The 15,338-nt window shown below is 60.6% G+C and carries 16 protein-coding genes; 7 read left to right on the top strand and 9 right to left on the bottom strand.

What is annotated here, in order from left to right; all coding sequences use genetic code 11:
* Positions 1–68: 68 nt before the first annotated feature.
* The 4 genes from CAF73_RS06040 to glyQ all read right to left on the bottom strand — a co-directional run bounded on the left by CAF73_RS06040 (position 69) and on the right by glyQ (position 4,479).
* Entirely contained in the window at positions 69–848 is a 780-nt protein-coding gene (locus tag CAF73_RS06040) for a 1-acyl-sn-glycerol-3-phosphate acyltransferase (RefSeq protein ID WP_085696942.1), read from the bottom strand.
* Between the two features lie 82 nt (positions 849–930).
* Positions 931–1,470: a D-glycero-beta-D-manno-heptose 1,7-bisphosphate 7-phosphatase gene (gene gmhB, locus CAF73_RS06035; protein ID WP_164872121.1), complete on the bottom strand. Its 540-nt coding sequence runs from the start codon at positions 1,468–1,470 to the stop codon at positions 931–933.
* Positions 1,471–1,474: 4 nt separating this feature from the next.
* The gene (gene glyS, locus CAF73_RS06030) at positions 1,475–3,529 is read right to left on the bottom strand and encodes a glycine--tRNA ligase subunit beta (protein ID WP_085696617.1); all 2,055 of its coding nucleotides are present in this window, start codon (positions 3,527–3,529) and stop codon (positions 1,475–1,477) included.
* The gene (glyQ, locus tag CAF73_RS06025) at positions 3,526–4,479 is read right to left on the bottom strand and encodes a glycine--tRNA ligase subunit alpha (RefSeq protein WP_085696941.1); all 954 of its coding nucleotides are present in this window, start codon (positions 4,477–4,479) and stop codon (positions 3,526–3,528) included. The genes glyS and glyQ overlap by 4 nt, the downstream gene beginning before the upstream one ends.
* Before the next feature lie 81 nt (positions 4,480–4,560).
* Here glyQ and tag point away from each other — a divergent pair, with 81 nt between their 5' ends.
* Positions 4,561–5,118: a DNA-3-methyladenine glycosylase I gene (gene tag / locus CAF73_RS06020; protein WP_085696615.1), complete on the top strand. Its 558-nt coding sequence runs from the start codon at positions 4,561–4,563 to the stop codon at positions 5,116–5,118.
* A gap of 40 nt (positions 5,119–5,158) precedes the next feature.
* Positions 5,159–6,046: a lysophospholipid acyltransferase gene (locus CAF73_RS06015; RefSeq protein WP_085702241.1), complete on the top strand. Its 888-nt coding sequence runs from the start codon at positions 5,159–5,161 to the stop codon at positions 6,044–6,046.
* A 51-nt stretch (positions 6,047–6,097) separates the two neighbouring features.
* Here the strand turns inward: CAF73_RS06015 and CAF73_RS06010 are convergent, their stop codons facing one another.
* Genes CAF73_RS06010 through def form a run of 5 tightly spaced genes read right to left on the bottom strand, consistent with a single transcriptional unit; the run spans position 6,098 to position 10,659 of the window.
* A complete protein-coding gene (locus CAF73_RS06010) occupies positions 6,098–6,412 on the bottom strand; it encodes a tetratricopeptide repeat protein (protein ID WP_085696612.1) in 315 nt (104 codons plus the stop codon).
* An 18-nt stretch (positions 6,413–6,430) separates the two neighbouring features.
* Positions 6,431–7,807 (bottom strand): Trk system potassium transporter TrkA, encoded by a 1,377-nt coding sequence (trkA, locus tag CAF73_RS06005; protein ID WP_085696610.1) that lies wholly within the window; start codon positions 7,805–7,807, stop codon positions 6,431–6,433.
* Positions 7,808–7,829: 22 nt separating this feature from the next.
* Positions 7,830–9,140, bottom strand: coding sequence for a 16S rRNA (cytosine(967)-C(5))-methyltransferase RsmB (rsmB, locus tag CAF73_RS06000; RefSeq protein WP_085702240.1), 1,311 nt, complete (start codon positions 9,138–9,140; stop codon positions 7,830–7,832).
* On the bottom strand, positions 9,137–10,096 hold the full coding sequence (gene fmt / locus CAF73_RS05995) for a methionyl-tRNA formyltransferase (protein ID WP_085702239.1): 960 nt from the start codon (positions 10,094–10,096) through the stop codon (positions 9,137–9,139). Before fmt ends, rsmB begins: the two co-directional genes overlap by 4 nt.
* A 56-nt stretch (positions 10,097–10,152) precedes the next feature.
* Entirely contained in the window at positions 10,153–10,659 is a 507-nt protein-coding gene (def, locus tag CAF73_RS05990) for a peptide deformylase (protein ID WP_085696605.1), read from the bottom strand.
* Positions 10,660–10,828: 169 nt separating this feature from the next.
* On the opposite strand from def, the gene CAF73_RS05985 reads away from it, so the two are divergent.
* The 5 genes from CAF73_RS05985 (at position 10,829) to CAF73_RS05965 (ending at position 15,301) form a co-directional block, all read left to right on the top strand.
* On the top strand, positions 10,829–11,854 hold the full coding sequence (locus CAF73_RS05985) for a LysM peptidoglycan-binding domain-containing protein (protein WP_085696603.1): 1,026 nt from the start codon (positions 10,829–10,831) through the stop codon (positions 11,852–11,854).
* Between the two features lie 79 nt (positions 11,855–11,933).
* Positions 11,934–13,034 carry a DNA-processing protein DprA gene (gene dprA / locus CAF73_RS05980; protein WP_085702238.1) on the top strand — a complete coding sequence of 367 codons (1,101 nt, stop codon included), beginning with the start codon at positions 11,934–11,936 and terminating at the stop codon, positions 13,032–13,034.
* Between the two features lie 54 nt (positions 13,035–13,088).
* Positions 13,089–13,646 carry an L-threonylcarbamoyladenylate synthase gene (locus CAF73_RS05975; protein ID WP_085696600.1) on the top strand — a complete coding sequence of 186 codons (558 nt, stop codon included), beginning with the start codon at positions 13,089–13,091 and terminating at the stop codon, positions 13,644–13,646.
* A 271-nt stretch (positions 13,647–13,917) separates the two neighbouring features.
* Complete coding sequence (locus tag CAF73_RS05970) at positions 13,918–14,589, top strand: hypothetical protein (protein WP_085696599.1); 672 nt, start codon at positions 13,918–13,920, stop codon at positions 14,587–14,589.
* Positions 14,567–15,301: an iron-containing redox enzyme family protein gene (locus tag CAF73_RS05965; protein ID WP_085696597.1), complete on the top strand. Its 735-nt coding sequence runs from the start codon at positions 14,567–14,569 to the stop codon at positions 15,299–15,301. The genes CAF73_RS05970 and CAF73_RS05965 overlap by 23 nt, the downstream gene beginning before the upstream one ends.
* Positions 15,302–15,338 lie beyond the last annotated feature (37 nt).

The following is a 15,338-nucleotide window of genomic DNA, read 5'->3' as shown; positions in this document are numbered from 1 at the left end:
TAAATCAGTCACTTAATCTGGTAATCAAGCACTTTGCGAACAAACCGTACACAGGTTATCCACAAATCTCAGACAGCGATCTGATCGTTCGCAGCCGGAGCTTCAGGGGCCGGAGGCAGCGAGCCCATTTCCCGTTGTGTCTTCTCGTTCCACGCCTGTACCCGGTCATTCAGATCGGCAATGGCGCGAGGGCCGTTGCCCTCGGCGTACATCGGCTCACCAATCACCACAGTGATCACGCCGGACTTTTTGCCCCAACCGATTTTCGGCCAGAACTTGCCGGCATTGTGCGCAATTGGCAGCACCGGAAGCGCCGCATTCACTGCCAATGCGCTGCCACTGCGGGAGAACTTGCCGATGGTGCCGTGGGGAACGCGAGTGCCTTCAGGGAAGATCAGCACCCAGACATTGTCCTTGAGCAACTCGTCACCCTTCGCCGCGACCTGCTTGAGGGCGGCTTTCGGGTTTTCCCGGTCAATTGCGATCGGCCGCAGCATGGCCATCGCCCAGCCGAAGAACGGCACGTACAGCAATTCGCGCTTGAGCACCTGGCTCAAGGGCGAGAAATAAGCGGAGAGAAAGAACGTCTCCCAGGTGCTCTGGTGGTTCGATTGAATCACGCAGGGCCGGTCAGGCACGTTTTCTGCGCCTTTGACTTCGTAGCGGATGTCGAGGAACACCTTGGTTAACCACAAGGCGCAACGGCACCAGTACACGTTGATGAAACGATAGCGCGCCTTGAACGGCAGAAAGGGCGCGATAAAAAAGCTCAGGCTGCACCACAGCAGAGCAGTGGTGCCCAGCAGCAGGTAAAAGAGGAAGATTCTGATGGCCTGCAGTATCGACATGGCGACGTTTACCATTACGGGCGATGCCCGACTGTTCAAGCGCACTCCCGATCAATCCCTGGTCAGGAACTTCAGAAGTACTCTAGTTGTGGATAAGTTCTGCGGCAATCGCCGCGAGATCGTCAAAAATCAGGGTGCCCACCGGCAAGGTCTTGGCCTGAGTCTTTTCGCCTTTCCCGGTCTTTACCAAAACGGGCTGTGAATCGACGGCTTTGGCGGCCTCCAGGTCACCAAGGCTGTCGCCGACAAACCAGACATTTGTCAGCGCGACGTTGTAATGCTGCGCGATGGTTTTCAACATCCCCGGTTTCGGCTTGCGGCAATCGCAACCTTCGTCCGGGCCATGCGGGCAATACACGATCAGCCCGACTTCACCGCCCTGCTCCGCCACCAGTTCGCGCAGACGCGCGTGCATGGCATCGAGGGTGGCGAGGTCGTAGTAGCCGCGAGCAATGCCCGACTGGTTGGTGGCGACCGCCACCGTCCAGCCGGCCTTGCTCAACTGCGCAATCGCTTCGATCGAGCCGGGCAGCGGAATCCACTCCTCCACCGACTTGATGTAAGCGTCGGAGTCGTAATTGATCACTCCGTCCCGATCGAGAATCAGCAGTTTCAACAGCAATCCCTCAACCCAGCAGCGAGATGTCGGCAACGCCCAGGAACAGACCACGCAGACGCGCCAGCAGCGCGTAACGGTTGGCCCGCACGTTGGCGTCTTCGGCATTGACCATCACCGCGTCGAAGAACGCGTCCACCGGCTCGCGCAGGGCGGCCAGGCGTGCCAGCGATTCGTTGTACTGACGCGCCGCGGCCATTGGCTGTACAGCCTGGTCCGCCTGCTGGATCGCCGAGTACAGCGAGAACTCGTTGGCATTGTCGAAGTACTTGGCCTGGACTTCGGTCGGCACCGAGCCTTCCACCTTGCTCAGCAGGTTCGACACACGCTTGTTCACCGCCGCCAGCGCTGCCGCTTCCGGCAGTTTGCGGAAGGCCTGGACCGCCTGCACACGCTGGTCGAAGTCCAGCGCCGAACCCGGCTTCAGGGCACGTACCGACAGGTAGGTGGCCACATCCACGCCTTCGTCTTCGTAACGCGCACGCAGACGGTCGAAGATGAATTCCAGCACTGCGTCGTTCAGGCCGGCAGCCTTGACCTTCGCGCCGAAGGAATTCACAGCGAACGCCACGGCATCGTTCAGATCTAGATCCAGTTGTTTTTCGATCAGGATCCGCAACACGCCCAGTGCCGCACGGCGCAGGGCATACGGGTCTTTGCTGCCGGTCGGCAGCATGCCGATGCCGAAGATGCCGACCAGAGTGTCGAGCTTGTCGGCGATGGCCACTGCTGCACCGGTCAGGGTGGCTGGCAACTCAGCGCCGGCACCGCGTGGCATGTACTGCTCGTTCAGGGCCAGAGCGACGTCTTCCGGCTCGCCGTCATTGAGGGCGTAGTAGTAACCGGCGACACCTTGCATCTCCGGGAACTCGCCGACCATTTCGGTCGCCAGGTCGCACTTGGACAGCAGACCTGCGCGGGCAGCCCACGAAGCGTTGCCGCCGATGCGTGCGGCGATGTACGCGGCCAGTTTCGACACGCGCTCGGCCTTGTCGTAGACGCTGCCAAGTTTTTCCTGGAACACCACGTTCTGCAGGCGATCGTTGAATGCTTCGAGCTTCTGCTTCTTGTCTTGCTTGAAGAAGAACTCGGCGTCGGTCAGGCGTGGGCGAACCACTTTCTCGTTACCGGCGATGATCTGCTGCGGGTCTTTGGATTCGATGTTGGCCACGGTAATGAAACGTGGCAGCAACTTGCCGTCGGCATCCAGCAGGCAGAAGTACTTCTGGTTGTCCTGCATGGTGGTGATCAGCGCTTCCTGCGGCACGTCGAGGAAACGTTCCTCGAACGAGCACACCAGCGGCACCGGCCACTCGACCAGCGCGGTCACTTCGTCGAGCAGCGCCGGCGGCACGATCGCGGTGCCTTCCTGGCGGGTCGCCAGTTCTTCGGTGCGTTTGCTGATGATTTCGCGACGCTCGTTGGCGTCGGCCAGCACGTAAGCGGCACGCAGGTCGGCCAGGTAGCTCGACGGCGAACCGATGCGCACACTTTGCGGGTGGTGGAAACGGTGGCCACGGGACTCACGGCCAGCCTTCTGCGCGAGGATCGTGCAGTCGATGACCTGGTCGCCGAGCAGCATCACCAGCCACTGGGTCGGACGCACGAACTCTTCCTTGCGCGCACCCCAGCGCATGCGTTTCGGGATCGGCAGGTCGTTCAGCGAGTCTTCGACGATGGTCGGCAGCAGGCTGGCGGTTGGTTTGCCGGCGATGTTCTGGCTGTAGCGCAATTTCGGACCGCTCTGGTCGATTTCGCTCAGCTCGACCCCACACTTCTTGGCAAAACCCAGTGCCGCTTGAGTCGGGTTGCCTTCAGCGTCGAATGCGGCCTGACGTGGCGGGCCGTCGAGGTTGATGCTGCGATCCGGCTGCTGGGTCGCCAGCGCAGTGATCAGCACGGCCAGACGACGCGGGGCGGCGTAGACGGTTTTGGTCTCGTAGTTCAGGCCAGCGGCCTGCAGGCCCTTGTCGATACCGGCCAGAAACGCTTCGGCCAGGGTGTTCAGGGCTTTGGGTGGCAGTTCTTCGGTGCCCAGTTCAACCAGAAAATCTTGAGCACTCATTGTGCAGCCTCCAGCTTGGCCAGTACTTCGTCACGCAGGTCCGGGGTTGCCATCGGGAAGCCCAGCTTGGCGCGGGCCAGCAGGTAGGCTTGGGCGACGGAACGCGCCAGGGTGCGCACGCGCAGAATGTATTGCTGACGCGCAGTCACCGAGATCGCCCGGCGCGCATCCAGCAGGTTGAAGGTGTGCGAGGCCTTCAGGACCATTTCATAGCTCGGCAACGGCAGCGGCTGGTCGAGTTCGATCAGGCGCTTGGCTTCGCTTTCGTAGAAATCGAACAGTTCGAACAGCTTGTCGACGTTGGCGTGTTCGAAGTTGTAGGTGGACTGCTCCACTTCGTTCTGGTGGAACACGTCGCCGTAGGTCACTCTGCCGAACGGACCGTCAGCCCAGACCAGGTCGTAGACCGAATCCACGCCCTGCAGGTACATGGCCAGACGCTCCAGACCATAGGTGATCTCGCCGGTCACCGGGTAGCACTCGATGCCGCCTGCCTGCTGGAAGTAAGTGAACTGGGTCACTTCCATGCCATTGAGCCAGACTTCCCAGCCCAGACCCCAGGCGCCGAGGGTCGGCGATTCCCAGTTGTCTTCGACGAAGCGGATGTCGTGGACCAGCGGGTCCAGGCCGACATGCTTGAGGGAGCCCAGGTACAGCTCCTGGAAGTTGTCCGGGTTCGGCTTCAGGACTACCTGGAACTGGTAGTAGTGCTGCAGACGGTTCGGGTTTTCGCCGTAACGGCCGTCAGTCGGACGGCGGCTTGGCTGCACGTAGGCGGCGTTCCAGGTTTCCGGGCCGATGGCACGCAGGAATGTCGCGGTGTGGAAAGTGCCGGCGCCTACTTCCATATCGTAGGGCTGAAGTACCACACAACCTTGCTCGGCCCAGTATTGCTGGAGCGCGAGGATCAAGTCTTGGAAGGTACGCACGGCTGGCGTAGGCTGGCTCACGAAATTCACCTGTTTCTTGGGCTGCGATTTAAAGAGCGGGAGTATACCCGATTCAGTCGCACCTCCACCCCCTGGAGCCTTATGCCACGCTGCTTTTGGTGCAACGAAGATCCGCTGTACATGGCTTACCACGATCAGGAGTGGGGTACGCCGCTACGCGATGCGCAGGGTTTGTTCGAGTTGCTTTTGCTCGAAGGGTTCCAGGCCGGGCTTTCGTGGATCACCGTGCTGCGCAAGCGCGAGCGATATCGCGAGGTGTTGTACGGCTTCGACGTACAACGCGTGGCGCAGATGAGCGATGCGGAAATCGACGATTTGATGCTCGATCCGGGGATCATCCGCAACCGTCTCAAGCTCAATGCCGCCCGGCGCAATGCCCAGGCGTGGTTGGAGCTGGAAGACCCGGTGGCGTTCCTCTGGTCGTTTGTGGATAACCGCCCGATCATCAATCATTTCAAGGATCGCAGTGAAGTCCCGGCCATTACCCCGCAAGCCGTGGCCATGAGCAAGGGCCTGAAAAAGGCCGGTTTCACCTTCGTCGGTCCGACCATCTGCTACGCGCTGATGCAGGCCTCGGGCATGGTCATGGATCACACGCAGGACTGCGACCGCTACGCGCAGCTCGTCAACGGCGGTTAGAATGGCCGCCTCGCGCACAGCACAAGATCAGGAGTGACCTGTGGAAAAGTTTAAAGGCGCCATGCTGGTTGGCGCTCTGCGGCTGTTTGCCCTGCTGCCGTGGCGGGCCGTGCAGGCCGTGGGTTCGGCGATCGGCTGGATCATGTGGAAAACCCCCAACCGCTCCCGGGACGTGGTGCGGATCAACCTGGCCAAATGTTTTCCACAGATGGATCCGGCCGAACGTGAGCGTCTGGTCGGCCAGACCCTGAAAGACATCGGCAAGTCCCTGACCGAAAGCGCCTGCGCCTGGATCTGGCCGGCCCAGCGCTCCATCGACCTGGTGCGCGAAGTCGAAGGCCTCGACATCCTCAAGGATGCGCTGGCGTCGGGCAAAGGCGTGGTCGGCATTACCAGCCACCTGGGCAACTGGGAAGTGCTCAACCACTTCTATTGCAGCCAGTGCAAACCGATCATTTTCTACCGTCCGCCGAAGCTCAAGGCTGTGGATGAATTGCTGCGCAAACAGCGCGTGCAACTGGGCAACAAGGTCGCCGCGTCGACCAAGGAAGGCATCCTCAGCGTCATCAAGGAAGTGCGCAAGGGCGGTCAGGTGGGGATTCCTGCGGACCCGGAGCCGGCCGAATCCGCCGGGATCTTCGTGCCGTTCTTCGCTACCCAGGCCCTGACCAGCAAGTTCGTGCCGAACATGCTTGCCGGTGGCAAGGCTGTCGGGGTGTTCCTGCATGCCCTGCGTCTGCCGGACGGTTCTGGCTACAAGGTGATCCTCGAAGCCGCGCCGCAAGCCATGTACAGCACCGACACCGAAACGTCCTGCGCGGCGATGAGCAAGGTGGTCGAGCGTTATGTGGCGGCTTATCCGAGCCAGTACATGTGGAGCATGAAACGCTTCAAGAAGCGTCCGCCGGGCGAGGCGCGCTGGTACTGATCGGCGATGGGAGATTGTGGATAACCTGACCAGGCGGGTTATCCACAGCTGTCACGGCTTCTGCCGTTCGAGCTTCTTCAGGAACACCGTCATTTCTTTCTCGGCCTGCTTGTCGCCATGGGCCCGGGCCGCCTCCAGCCCTTGTTCCCATGCCTGCCGCGCTGCCGCGTGATCACCTTGCGCCAGCTGCGCCTTGCCCAACAGTTTCCAGGCCGCCGAGTATTTCGGATCGAAGCCGACGCAACGCTGCAAATGTTCGGCAGCCTTCGCGTTCTCCCCCAGATCCAGATAACCCTTGCCCAGGCCGAAGCGCAGCAGCGAGTTATCCACACCCTTGGCGAGCATTTTCTCCAGCGATTCAATCATCGGTTCGGCTCCTGGTGGTCAGAAGAAACTCAGGCCCACGTGGAACAGTTTCTCCACATCGCGAATATGTTTTTTATCCACAAGGAACAGAATCACATGGTCACCGGCGGCGATGACCGTATCGCCGTGGGCGATGATCACTTCCTCATCACGGATGATCGCGCCGATAGTCGTGCCCGGAGGCAGTGCGATGTTTTCGATCGCCTTGCCGATGACCTTGCTCGACTTCGAATCGCCATGGGCTACCGCTTCAATGGCCTCTGCCGCGCCCCGGCGCAACGAGTGCACGCTGACGATATCGCCGCGCCGCACGTGGGCCAGCAAGGTGCCGATGGTCGCCAGTTGCGGGCTGATGGCGATGTCGATGTCACCGCCCTGGATCAGGTCGACGTAGGCCGGGTTGTTGATGATCGTCATCACCTTCTTCGCGCCCAGACGTTTGGCCAGCAGCGACGACATGATGTTGGCTTCGTCATCGTTGGTCAGCGCGAGGAAGATGTCCGCGTCGGCGATGTTCTCTTCCAGCAGCAGGTCGCGATCCGACGCGCTGCCCTGCAGTACCACGGTGCTGTCGAGGGTGTCGGAGAGGTAGCGGCAGCGCGCCGGGTTCATCTCGATGATCTTCACCTGATAGCGACTTTCGATGGCCTCGGCCAGCCGCTCGCCGATCTGCCCGCCGCCGGCAATCACGATGCGTTTGTAGCTTTCGTCTAGGCGGCGCATTTCGCTCATCACCGCGCGAATGTTCGCACGGGCAGCGATGAAGAAGACTTCGTCGTCCGCCTCGATCACCGTATCGCCCTGGGGAAGAATCGGTCGGTCACGACGGAAAATCGCGGCCACTCGGGTTTCCACATTCGGCATGTGCTCGCGCAACTGGCGCAGTTGCTGACCCACCAGCGGCCCGCCGTAGTAGGCGCGCACCGCCACCAGTTGCGCCTGGCCTTCGGCGAAATCGATCACCTGCAAGGCGCCGGGGTGCTGGATCAACCGCTTGATGTAGTTGGTGACCACTTGCTCGGGACTGATCAGCACGTCGACCGGAATCGCCTCGTTCTGGAACAGTTGCTCCTCGCGGGTCAGGTACGACGCTTCGCGCACCCGGGCAATCTTGGTCGGTGTATGGAACAGGGTGTGGGCAACCTGGCACGCGACCATGTTGGTTTCGTCGCTGTTGGTCACCGCCACCAGCATGTCGGCGTCGTCGGCACCGGCCTGACGCAACACGGTCGGCAGCGAGCCACGGCCCTGCACGGTACGGATGTCGAGTCGATCGCCAAGATCGCGCAGACGGTCGCCGTCTGTGTCGACCACCGTGATGTCGTTGGCCTCGCTGGCCAGATGTTCAGCCAGCGAACCGCCGACCTGTCCCGCACCGAGGATGATGATTTTCATCCAGTCACTCCATTGAATCCGTTTAGCCGCGCGCGGCAGCGATCTTGATCAGCTTGGCGTAGTAGAACCCGTCATGCCCGCCCTGCTGGGCCAGCAATTGGCGACCATGGGGCTGCTTGATCCCGGCGGCGGTGGCCAGATCCAGCTCCCGTGCGCCCGGCGTACGCTCAAGGAAAGCGCCGATCACCTCGGTGTTCTCGGTCGGCAAGGTCGAGCAGGTGGCGTAGAGCAGGATGCCGCCCACATCGAGGGTTTTCCACATCGCGTCGAGCAACTCGCCTTGCAGTTGTGCGAGGGCGGCGATGTCGTCGGCCTGACGGGTCAACTTGATGTCCGGATGGCGGCGGATCACGCCGGTGGCCGAGCACGGCGCGTCGAGCAGGATGCGCTGGAACGGTTTCCCGTCCCACCACGCTGCCGTGTCGCGACCGTCGGCGGCGATCAGTTCGGCGTTCAGACCGAGGCGCTCGAGGTTTTCCTTCACTCGCACCAGCCGTTTGGCTTCCAGGTCCACTGCCACCACGCCGGTCAGTGCCGGTTCGGCTTCGAGGATGTGGCACGTCTTGCCGCCCGGCGCGCAGCAGGCGTCCAGTACTCGCTGGCCTGGCGCGAGGTCGAGCAGATCGGCAGCCAGTTGCGCGGCTTCGTCCTGCACGCTGATCCAGCCTTCGGCGAAGCCCGGCAGGCTGCGTACATCAGCGGCGGCGTCGAGAACGATGCCGTCGCGGCTGAAGGTGCACGGCTGCGCGGCGATACCTGCTTCAGTCAGCAATCCGAGGTACGTGTCACGGCTGTGATGACGGCGGTTGACCCGCAGGATCATCGGCGGATGCGCGTTGTTCGCCTCGCAAATGGCTTCCCATTGTTCAGGCCAGAAGGCCTTGAGGGATTTTTGCAGCCAGCGCGGATGGGCGGTGCGAACCACCGGATCGCGTTCCAGTTCGGCGAAGATCGCCTCATGTTCGCGCTGGGCATTGCGCAGCACGGCGTTGAGCAGACCTTTGGCCCACGGCTTTTTCAGCTTGTCGGCGCAACCGACGGTTTCGCCGATGGCGGCGTGCGGCGGGACGCGGGTGTAAAGCAGTTGATAGAGACCGACCAGCAGCAGCGCCTCGACATCGGCGTCCGCAGTCTTGAACGGTTTCTGCAGCAGTTTTTCCGCCAGCGCCGACAAACGTGGCTGCCAGCGGGCGGTGCCGAACGCCAGGTCCTGGGTGAAACCGCGATCGCGATCTTCGACCTTGTCCAGCTGCGTCGGCAGAGAACTGTTGAGCGAAGCCTTGCCGCTCAGGACGGCGGCGAGTGCCTTGGCGGCGGCCAGACGCGGGTTCATGGCGCGTCCACCGTTGCGCCCAGCACGGTGCCGGTGGCGAATTTCTCACGACGGCTGTTGAACAGATCGCTGAAGTTCAGCGCCTTGCCGCCGGGCAATTGCAGGCGGGTCAGGCACAGTGCCTGTTCGCCACAGGCGACGAGCAGACCGTCCTTGCTGGCGCCGAGGATGGTGCCCGGTGCGCCTTTGCCTTCGGCCAGTGTCGCCGCCAGCACTTTAAGTGCTTCGCCGTTGAGCGTGCTGTGGGTGATCGGCCATGGATTGAAGGCGCGGACCAGACGTTCCAGCTCGACGGCCGGACGGCTCCAGTCGATGCGCGCTTCGTCCTTGTTCAGTTTGTGCGCGTAGGTGGCGAGGTCGTCGTTCTGCACTTCGCCTTCCAGGGTGCCAGCGGCCAGACCGGCAATCGCCTGCACCACGGCGGGCGGGCCCATTTCGGCGAGGCGATCGTGGAGGCTGCCGCCAGTGTCTTCGGCGCTGATCGGGGTGACGACCTTGAGCAGCATCGGACCGGTATCGAGGCCGGCTTCCATGCGCATCACGGTCACGCCGCTTTCAGCGTCGCCTGCTTCGACGGCACGCTGGATCGGCGCCGCACCGCGCCAGCGCGGCAGCAGCGAGGCGTGACTGTTGATGCAACCCAGACGCGGAATATCCAGCACCGCTTGCGGCAGGATCAGGCCGTAGGCGACCACCACCATCAAATCCGGTTTCAGCGCCGCGAGCTCGGCCTGAGCGTCGGCGTTGCGCAGGGTCGGCGGCTGCAACACCTGGATATTGTTTTCCAGGGCGAGCTGTTTGACCGGGCTCGGCATCAGTTTTTGCCCACGACCGGCCGGGCGATCCGGTTGGGTGTAGACCGCAACGATCTCGTAAGGGCTGTCCAGCAGGGCCTTGAGGTGTTCGGCGGCGAATTCCGGGGTGCCGGCAAAAACGATGCGCAGTGGCTCAGTCATGGGGGAGTCTCATAAAAAGAAAAAGGCTTGCCGCAGCAAGCCTTTGGAGAGGGGCATCAAGCGTTCTGGCGGTGCTGCTTTTCCAGTTTCTTCTTGATCCGGTCGCGTTTGAGCGTGGACAGGTAATCGACGAACAACTTGCCGTTGAGGTGGTCGCATTCGTGCTGGATGCACACCGCGAGCAGACCTTCGGCGATCAGTTCGTAAGGCTTGCCGTCACGGTCCAGAGCCTTGATCCTGACCTTCTGCGGGCGGTCGACGTTTTCGTAGAAACCCGGCACCGAGAGGCAGCCTTCCTGGTATTGCTCCATTTCGTCGGTCAGCGATTCGAACTCGGGGTTGATGAACACCCGGGGTTCGGTGCGGTCTTCGGAGAGGTCCATCACGACGATACGTTTGTGCACGTTGACCTGGGTCGCGGCAAGGCCGATGCCCGGCGCTTCATACATTGTTTCAAACATGTCATCGACCAGCTGACGCACTTCGTCGTCCACTACAGCCACAGGTTTGGCGATAGTGCGCAGACGCGGGTCCGGAAATTCGAGGATGTTCAAAATGGCCATAAGCTTGATTGCTGCACGTGTGAGGTAAAGTCGGGCGATGGCCTGGCGGGTCCGAAGATGCAGGCTACCGTTGTGAAACGTAGCTCCTTGCTTTTCAGCATAGAGCAGGGAGCGAGCCACGGGGGCTCTGGCGTTTCACGCGAACGCACATAATAAAGGGATTCACCGCATGAGGAAATCACTACTCGCCCTGCTGTTTCTGGCCTCGGCCGGCGCCGCGCACGGGCAAGTGCAACTCAAGGAAGGTTTTCCACAGCAATACACGGTGGTTTCGGGGGATACGCTCTGGGACATCTCCGGTAAATATTTGCGCGAACCCTGGCAGTGGCCGCAACTGTGGCAGGCCAATCCGCAGATCGAAAACCCCAATCTGATCTATCCCGGCGACACGCTGACGCTCAGCTACGTCAACGGCCAGCCGCGTCTGACCGTCAATCGCGGCGAGTCGCGCGGCACCATCAAGTTGTCGCCGCGCATCCGCACCAGTCCGGTCGCAGAGGCGATTCCGAGCATTCCGCTCAAATCGATCAACAGCTTTCTGCTGAGCAACCGCATCGTCGACAAGGTCGAGGACTTCGACAAGGCGCCGTACATCGTCGCCGGCGATGCCGAACGGGTGCTCAGCGGCACTGGCGACCGGATCTTCGCCCGTGGCCATTTCGACCCGAGCCAGTCGGTCTACGGCATCTTCCGCCAGGGCAAGGTCTATACCGATCCGCAGAGCAAGGAGTTTCTGGGGATCAACGCCGACGACATCGGCGGCGGTGAAATCGTTGCCACCGAAGGCGATGTCGCCACCCTCGCTCTGCAACGCACGACCCAGGAAGTACGCCTCGGCGACCGTTTGTTCAGCGGCGAAGAGCGTTCGATCAACTCGACCTTCATGCCCAGCGCGCCCGCCGCCGACATCAACGGCCTGATCATCGATGTGCCGCGCGGCGTCACGCAGATCGGCGCGATGGACGTGGTGACCCTGAACAAAGGCAAACGCGACGGCCTGGCGGAGGGCAACGTCCTGGTGGTGATGAAAACCGGGGAAACCGTACGTGACCGCATCACCGGCCAGCCGCTGAAAATCCCCGATGAACGCGCCGGATTGCTGATGGTGTTCCGCACCTACGACAAACTCAGTTACGGCCTCGTGCTGAACGCATCGCGCTCGCTGGCGGTGCTGGACAAGGTGCGAAATCCTTAGCTGGCTTCACAAGTTACCAACAGAGTTATCCACAGCTTGTTCCGAAAGGTTCGGGCCTTATAACGATCAAGGATGATCCATGATGATGCCTGACTCGTCGCCGGTTTCCCCGGCGGAACTGGAAGCGCGCCTGCGCCTGCACCGCTTGCCGGAAATCGGTCCCAAGCGTTTTACCAAATTGCTCGAAGCTTTCGGCTCGGCCTCGAAGGCGATCAGTGCGCCCGCCAGCGCCTGGCGCTCGTTGGGTTTGCCGATGGCTTGCGCCGAGGCCCGACGCTGCCCTGACGTTCGCGACGGTGCCAGTCATGCATTGCGCTGGCTAGAGCGTCCGGATCAACATTTGCTGATGTGGGATCACCCGGATTACCCAGCCTTGCTGGCGCAGATTCCCGACCCGCCACCCTTGCTGTTCGTCGCTGGCGACCCCCGGATTCTGGAAAAACCGCAACTGGCGATGGTCGGCAGTCGCCGCGCTTCCCGTCCGGGCATGGACACTGCCGCTGCATTTTCCCGCAGCCTGGCCGGCGCCGGTTTTGTCATCACCAGTGGCTTGGCGCTGGGCATTGATGCGGCCGCGCATCAAGCCGCCGTCGACGTCGGCGGGCAAACGGTCGGTGTGCTCGGTACGGGTCTGGAAAACTTTTATCCACAGCGCAACCGTCGGTTGGCGGACGCGATGATTGCATCCGGCAGTGCAGTGCTTTCGGAATTTCCTCTGGACGTCGGGCCAACGCCGGGCAACTTCCCCAGACGCAACCGGATCATCAGCGGTTTGTCCCTCGGCGTGCTGGTGGTCGAGGCCAGTGTCGCCAGCGGCTCTTTAATCACCGCGCGGCTGGCCGCGGAACAGGGGCGCGAGGTGTACGCCATTCCGGGTTCGATCCACCATCCCGGCGCCCGGGGCTGTCATCAACTGATCCGTGACGGGGCGGTGCTGGTGGAAACCATCGAGCACATTCTCGAAGCCTTGCGCGGCTGGCAACATCTGCCGGTATCCACCGCCGCAGCGAATCCGCAGAACCCGTTGCTGCGTCTGTTGCACGCCGCGCCGCACACCAGCGAGGGCCTGGCTGACAGCATTGGCTGGGCGCTTCCGAAAGTGCTGGCGGCGCTGACCGAACTGGAGATGGATGGTAGCGCCGTGTGCGAAAACGGCCGCTGGTTTGCGCGCATAAGCTAGGTTTTACATTGAAGATCGGTAAACTGCGCGAAACCTGTTTGCGGAGAGTTTTTCATGGTCAACAGTTGGCGGGTGCAACAAGCCGCACGAGAGATTCGCGCCGGGGCGGTGATTGCCTATCCAACCGAAGCCGTCTGGGGGCTGGGGTGCGATCCTTGGAATGAAGAAGCGGTGGATCGTCTGTTGGCGATCAAGAACCGTTCGGTGGACAAGGGCTTGATCCTGGTCGCCGACAACATTCGTCAGTTCGATTTTCTGTTCGAGGATTTCCCCCAGGACTGGATCGATCGCATGGCCAGCACCTGGCCGGGCCCGAACACCTGGCTGGTGCCGCACCAGAACCTGCTGCCGGAATGGGTGACCGGAGTGCATGACACCGTGGCATTGCGAGTCAGCGATCATCCGCAGGTGCGGGATCTGTGCTCGCTGGTGGGGCCGTTGATTTCGACGTCGGCGAATCCGCAGGGGCGGCCGGCAGCGAAAAGTCGCTTGCGGGTCGAGCAGTATTTCCGTGGTCAGGTCGATCTGGTGCTCGGCGGAGCGCTGGGCGGTCGCAAGAACCCGAGCCTGATTCGGGATCTGGCCACTGGCAATATCGTGCGCCCGGGCTGATATCACCCCTGATTAATTTCGTGAGTACTCCTCGGCTTTCATGGCGAGGGGTACTACGCTTGCCCGCGATTTTTCCCTCATGTAGCTGTAGTTATAGTCCGGTTTTTTGTTCGATTTTTTCCCTTCTACGTCAGATGAATCCGTAAGTATTCAATTGTTGTAATTTTTCCGACGTTATTCTCAGAAGCCACACAGTGGCGATTTTTCTAAAACCATTCATTATTTCAATGCGCTCAGAAAACTTCGAAAAGTTAACGGCTGCGGAGAAGAAATGGATATCAGGGATTCGCAATTAACGGATTATTTTCAGGAGATTCAGACGACCTTTAAAAGGCGTCATGAAAATTATCGCATCGTTATTCTTGAAGCAGGATCGGATACACGAGAGTTTGAACGGTTTGTTTCCCGTCATTTCAGGTTGCGATTGCAACACTACATGCTGACACCCAAAGCCAGATTACTTGAAACACGTCTGGCGATTATCTCGCGCAGTACCCACTTTTTGTTGTATCAGCACGACAGGCCCACGGCGGTATTGCGCGTGACCCCCGGGCCGTTCGAATGGGCTTCACTGACGCAGCAGCAACTATCCCCTGCCACGACGCTGTCGCGCCATGTCGAGTTCAGCCGCTTGATCAGCCACTCGCAAACGCAGTTCCCCGTGTCGATCAACGGCCTGCTGGCGGCTGCCACGGAATGGGCGATCAAGCGGGGTTATGAAGGGGTCACCGCGCTCTGCCGATCACCGCAACGGCGATTGTTCCAGCGTTTCGGCCTGACGCCCATTACCACCGACGCCCTGCGCATCGAACAGCGCCAGCGCGGCGATTACTGGCTGCTCTCGGCTCAATGGCCGCAAATCCTCACAGCACTTCAACAGTCTGCCCACCTGCTCGCCAACCCATTGGAGAACCCGGTTGATGAACTCGCCTCTCAGTTTTGAACAACAATTAAGCCTGCTCGATGAGCGAATCGAAAAGACATGGGCCGATATTCTGGAAAGTTCGCGACTGATAAAAGCCATACGTGAAGGCAGTGTTTCAAAAGCCTTGTACGCGATCTACATGATCCAGACTTTTCACTACACGGCACACAATGCACGAAATCAGGGATTGGTCGGAGTCCGACATGCGGATAATCCGGTGTATGCCAAGTTTTGCTTTGAACATGCGGCACAAGAAGTCGGCCATGAAAAAATGGCGCTGCATGATGTCATGAGTCTTGGTTTGAAGAATGAGGTGTTCGATATTCCGCCTGCACTTCCAGCTACGGATGTATTGATCGCCTACTTATACTGGATTTCCTTTACCGGTAATCCGCTACAACGGCTTGGTTATAGTTATTGGGCAGAGAACGCTTACCAGTTCATTACTCCGTTGATTAACAGCCTGAGTGAAGTTTTGGAACTGAAGCCCGCTCAGCTGACGTTCTTCATTGCGCATTCCGACATTGATGTCGAGCACTTCAATGAAATCAAACTCATGCTGCAACGCACCTGCAAGCGACAGGAAGACTGGGATGCGATCAGCACTGTCATGGAAACCAGCCTGCGTCTGACCGGCAACATGCTCGAGGCGGTTTATGAGCAGTTCGAGGCCTGGCAAAACGGGCTGGCGCCTCGCTATGACTTTCTTCACGCCGTGGACAACCAATGAAGTCTGGCCGCCCTTGTTCCAATCAGACGGCTGGAGG

It is taken from the genome of Pseudomonas sp. B15(2017) (assembly GCF_002113215.1).
Classification (GTDB): domain Bacteria; phylum Pseudomonadota; class Gammaproteobacteria; order Pseudomonadales; family Pseudomonadaceae; genus Aquipseudomonas.
The sequence above is the reverse complement of the archived record's forward strand: the minus strand, read 5'-3'. Positions and strand labels throughout refer to the sequence as shown.

Coding starts and splice junctions, on each gene's coding strand:
- CAF73_RS06040 (WP_085696942.1), bottom strand. CDS start 848: ATGTCGATACTGCAGGCCATCAGAATCTTCCTCTTTTACCTGCTGCTG.
- glyS (WP_085696617.1), bottom strand. CDS start 3,529: ATGAGTGCTCAAGATTTTCTGGTTGAACTGGGCACCGAAGAACTGCCA.
- tag (WP_085696615.1), top strand. CDS start 4,561: ATGCCACGCTGCTTTTGGTGCAACGAAGATCCGCTGTACATGGCTTAC.
- CAF73_RS06010 (WP_085696612.1), bottom strand. CDS start 6,412: ATGATTGAATCGCTGGAGAAAATGCTCGCCAAGGGTGTGGATAACTCG.
- trkA (WP_085696610.1), bottom strand. CDS start 7,807: ATGAAAATCATCATCCTCGGTGCGGGACAGGTCGGCGGTTCGCTGGCT.
- rsmB (WP_085702240.1), bottom strand. CDS start 9,140: ATGAACCCGCGTCTGGCCGCCGCCAAGGCACTCGCCGCCGTCCTGAGC.
- fmt (WP_085702239.1), bottom strand. CDS start 10,096: ATGACTGAGCCACTGCGCATCGTTTTTGCCGGCACCCCGGAATTCGCC.
- def (WP_085696605.1), bottom strand. CDS start 10,659: ATGGCCATTTTGAACATCCTCGAATTTCCGGACCCGCGTCTGCGCACT.
- CAF73_RS05985 (WP_085696603.1), top strand. CDS start 10,829: ATGAGGAAATCACTACTCGCCCTGCTGTTTCTGGCCTCGGCCGGCGCC.
- dprA (WP_085702238.1), top strand. CDS start 11,934: ATGATGATGCCTGACTCGTCGCCGGTTTCCCCGGCGGAACTGGAAGCG.
- CAF73_RS05975 (WP_085696600.1), top strand. CDS start 13,089: ATGGTCAACAGTTGGCGGGTGCAACAAGCCGCACGAGAGATTCGCGCC.
- CAF73_RS05970 (WP_085696599.1), top strand. CDS start 13,918: ATGGATATCAGGGATTCGCAATTAACGGATTATTTTCAGGAGATTCAG.
- CAF73_RS05965 (WP_085696597.1), top strand. CDS start 14,567: ATGAACTCGCCTCTCAGTTTTGAACAACAATTAAGCCTGCTCGATGAG.